The 4,443-nt window shown below is 63.7% G+C and carries 3 protein-coding genes; all 3 read left to right on the plus strand.

Features of this window, described 5'->3' with window-relative positions:
* Nucleotides 1–1,095 (plus strand): glycine cleavage system aminomethyltransferase GcvT, encoded by a 1,095-nt coding sequence (gene gcvT, locus ACR0E2_RS20585; protein WP_480447746.1) that lies wholly within the window; start codon nucleotides 1–3, stop codon nucleotides 1,093–1,095.
* Nucleotides 1,096–1,112: 17 nt separating this feature from the next.
* Nucleotides 1,113–1,478: a glycine cleavage system protein GcvH gene (gene gcvH / locus ACR0E2_RS20590; protein WP_170345522.1), complete on the plus strand. Its 366-nt coding sequence runs from the start codon at nucleotides 1,113–1,115 to the stop codon at nucleotides 1,476–1,478.
* Nucleotides 1,479–1,591: 113 nt separating this feature from the next.
* A partial coding sequence (gene gcvP, locus ACR0E2_RS20595; protein ID WP_480447747.1) for an aminomethyl-transferring glycine dehydrogenase occupies nucleotides 1,592–4,443 on the plus strand: 2,852 nt, incomplete at its 3' end.

The raw sequence follows: 4,443 nt of genomic DNA on the forward strand, positions 1-4,443 counted from the left end.
ATGACCACACCGAAGCGCACGCCTCTCCACTCTTTGCACGTCGAGCTTGGCGGCAAGATGGTTGATTTTGCTGGTTGGGAGATGCCTGTTCAGTATCCTTTGGGGATCATGGGAGAGCATAAGCAGTGCCGTGAGAAGGCGGCGTTGTTTGATGTGTCTCACATGGGTCAGGTGATCCTGCGCGGTGAGAATGTGGGTGAGAAGCTGGAAGCTTTGTGCCCGCAGGCCTATGCGACGCTGAAGGAAGGCAAGGCGCGTTACGGGTTCTTCACCAATGCCGAAGGCGGGATCATGGATGATCTGATCGTGTCGAATGCCGGGGATCATTACTTTGTGGTGGTGAACGCGGCGCTGCGCCATCAGGACATTCCGCATATGAAAGCGAACCTTGACGGCGTCGACGTGACCGAGATCTTCGACCGTGCGCTGGTTGCAGTCCAAGGTCCTGCGGCGGAAAACGTGGTGGGCGCGCTCTGCCCCGCGGCCCGTGACCTGAAGTTCATGGAAACCACTCTGGCCGATATCATGGGCGTCGAATGCCGCATCTCGCGGCTGGGCTATACCGGCGAGGACGGGTACGAGATCTCGATCCCCGAGGACAAGGCGATCGAGATCACACGGGCCTTCCTGGCGCATGAGGATTGCGAACCGGCGGGTCTGGGCGCGCGCGACAGCCTGCGGCTTGAGGCGGGGCTGTGCCTGTATGGCAATGACATCGACCAGAGCACCTCGCCGATTGAGGCCTCGTTGGCCTGGGCGATCCAGAAGCGCCGCAAGGAAGAAGGCGGTTTTCCGGGCGCGGAACGTATCCAGCGCGAACTGGCCGAGGGCGCATCGCGCAAGCTGGTGGGCATCAAGCCCGACGGCCGCGCGCCGGCGCGTCAGGGCGTGGAAATCCAGTGCACCGAAGGCAACACCATCGGTCAGATCACCTCGGGCAGCTTTGGCCCGACGGTCGGTGGCCCGATCGCGATGGGCTATGTGTCCGCGGGCCATGGCGCGCCGGGCGAGAAGGTGAACCTGATCATCCGGGGCAAGGCGCAACCGGCGCAAATCGTGGCGCTGCCCTTCGTCAAACAGAATTACAAGCGTTGAAGTCAGGAGAGAGAGACATGGCAACCTATTATTCCGAAGAGCATGAATGGCTGACCGTCGAGGGCGATACCGCCACGCTGGGCATCACCAAGCACGCGGCTGAACAGCTGGGTGAGGTGGTCTTCGTCGAGCAGCAGGAAGTGGGCGACGAGTTCGAGAAGGACGGCGAGATCGGCGTGATCGAATCCGTCAAGGCCGCGTCCGAGCTTTATGCTCCGGTCGATGGCGAGATCGTCGAAGTGAACGAGGCGCTGGCCGACAACCCCGGCGCGCTGAACGAAGACCCCGAAGGCGAGGCCTGGATCTACAAGGTCAAGATTGCGGACGCATCGCAGCTTGAGGACCTGATGGACGAGGCCGGATACAAAGCCTTCATCGGCTAACCCAAACCCGAAGCCCCGCCTTTGGGGCTCCACCGCTTCATCTTTTTCCAAATACTCCCGCCGGAGGCTCCCGAAGCCTCCGCCGGCCCTGACCTTTCCATGGGAGCGCTGCAATGGCCTTCAAACTGACCGACTACGAAGCCTATGATTTTGCCAACCGCCGCCATATCGGTCCCAGCCCGACCGAGATGCGCGACATGCTCAAGGTGATCGGCTTCAAGACGCTGGACGAGCTGATCGACGCCACCGTCCCACCGGCGATCCGGCAGAAACAGCCGCTGGACTGGGGCCCGGCGATGACGGAACGCGATGCGCTTTTCCACATGAAACAGGTGGCGGGGAAGAACAAGGTTCTGACCTCGCTGATCGGTCAGGGCTATTACGGCACCACCACGCCTGCGCCGATCCTGCGCAACATCCTGGAAAACCCGGCCTGGTACACCGCCTATACGCCCTATCAGCCCGAGATCAGCCAGGGCCGTCTCGAGGCGCTGTTGAACTTCCAGACCATGGTCAGCGACCTGACCGGGCTGGATGTGGCCAATGCCTCGCTGCTGGACGAAGCCACCGCAGCCGCCGAAGCCATGGCGATGGCCAAGCGTGGCGGCCGGTCCAAGGCCAACAACGCGGCCTTCTTCGTCGACAAGAACTGCCACCCGCAGACCATCGCGGTGATCAAGACCCGGGCCGAGCCTCTGGGCATCGACGTGCAGGTCGCCGACCCGGATCAGCTGGACGCGGGCGCGGTCTTTGGCGCGATCTTCCAGTATCCGGGCACCTATGGCCATGTGCGCGACTTCACCGCCGAGATCGCGGCGCTGCATGAACACAAGGCCATCGCCATCGTCGCCGCCGACATCCTGTCGCTGGCGCTGCTGAAGTCACCGGGCGAGATGGGCGCCGATATCGCCATCGGCTCGACCCAGCGCTTTGGTGTGCCGATGGGCTATGGCGGCCCGCACGCCGCCTACATGGCGACCACCGACAAGCTGAAGCGATCCATGCCGGGCCGGATCATCGGTGTGTCCATCGACAGCCGCGGCAACAAGGCCTACCGCCTGTCGTTGCAGACCCGCGAGCAGCACATCCGCCGCGAGAAGGCGAACTCGAACGTCTGCACCGCGCAGGCGCTGCTGGCGGTGATTGCCTCGATGTATGCGGTCTATCACGGCCCCGACGGCATCAAGGCCATCGCGCAATCGGTGCACCGCAAGACCTCGCGCCTGGCCGCCGGCTTGGAAGAGGCGGGCTTCTCGGTCGAACCCGAGGTGTTCTTCGACACCATCACGGTCGAGGTCGGCCACCTGCAGAAGACGGTGATGGAGGCCGCCGTGGCGCGCGGCGTCAATCTGCGCAAGGTCGGCGACACCCGCGTCGGCATCAGCCTGGACGAACAGACCCGCCCCGAGACGATCGAGGCGGTCTGGGGCGCCTTCGGCATCGACCGCAAGGATGACAGCTCGAACAAGCAATACCGCCTGCCGGATTATGCGCTGCGTGAAAGCGCCTATCTGACCCACCCGATCTTCCATCAGAACCGGGCCGAGGCCGAGATCACCCGCTATATGCGTCGTCTGGCCGACCGTGACCTGGCGCTGGACCGGGCGATGATCCCGCTGGGGTCCTGCACCATGAAGCTGAACGCCACGATCGAGATGATCCCGGTCACCTGGCCCGAGTTCAGCAACCTGCACCCGTTTGTTCCGCAGGATCAGGCGGAGGGCTATCACGAGATGATCGCCGATCTGAACGACAAGCTGTGCCAGATCACCGGCTATGACGCGATCAGCCAGCAGCCCAACTCGGGCGCGCAGGGCGAATATGCGGGCCTGCTGACGATCCGCAACTATCACTTTGCGCGCGGCGAAGGGCACCGCAATGTCTGCCTGATCCCGACCTCGGCCCATGGCACCAACCCGGCCTCGGCGCAAATGGTGGGCTGGCAGGTCGTGCCGGTGCAGGCGGATGACAAGGGCAATATCGATGTCGCCGACTTCCGCGCCAAGGCGGAAAAGCACTCGGATCATCTGGCTGCCTGCATGATCACCTACCCGTCCACCCATGGCGTGTTCGAGACCACCGTGCAGGAGGTCTGCCAGATCACCCATGATCACGGCGGTCAGGTCTATATCGACGGCGCCAACATGAACGCCATGGTGGGCCTGTCGCGCCCCGGCGATATCGGCGGCGACGTCAGCCACCTGAACCTGCACAAGACCTTCTGCATCCCGCATGGCGGCGGCGGCCCCGGCATGGGTCCGATCGGCGTCAAAGCGCATCTTGAGGAACACCTGCCCGGTCACCCGGAATACGGCACCGCCGTGGGTCCGGTCTCGGCAGCGCCCTTCGGCTCGCCCTCGATCCTGCCCGTGTCCTGGGCCTATGTGCTGCTGATGGGCGGCGCGGGTCTGACGCAGGCGACCAAGGTGGCGATCCTGAACGCCAACTACATCGCGGCGCGGCTCAAGGATGCCTATCCGATCCTCTACACCTCTGAAACGGGGCGTGTGGCGCATGAATGCATCCTCGACACCCGGCCGCTGGACGCCGAGGCGCATGTCACCGTCGATGACGTGGCCAAGCGCCTGATCGATTCAGGCTTCCACGCGCCGACGATGAGCTGGCCGGTGGCCGGCACCCTGATGGTGGAACCCACGGAATCGGAACCCATGGCCGAGCTGGACCGCTTCTGCGATGCCATGCTGTCGATCCGCTCGGAAGCGCAGGACATCATCGACGGCAAGATCGACGCGGAAAACAACCCGCTGAAAAACGCCCCCCACACGGTGCGCGATCTGGTCGGCGACTGGGACCGCCCCTACACCCGCGAACAAGCCTGCTTCCCCCCGGGTTCCATGGGCGTCGACAAATACTGGTCCCCCGTCAACCGCGTCGACAACGCATACGGTGACAGAAACCTCGTCTGCACATGCCCCCCAATGGACGCATACGCAGACGCCGCGGA

This window comes from Ruegeria sp. A4 (assembly GCF_056543025.1).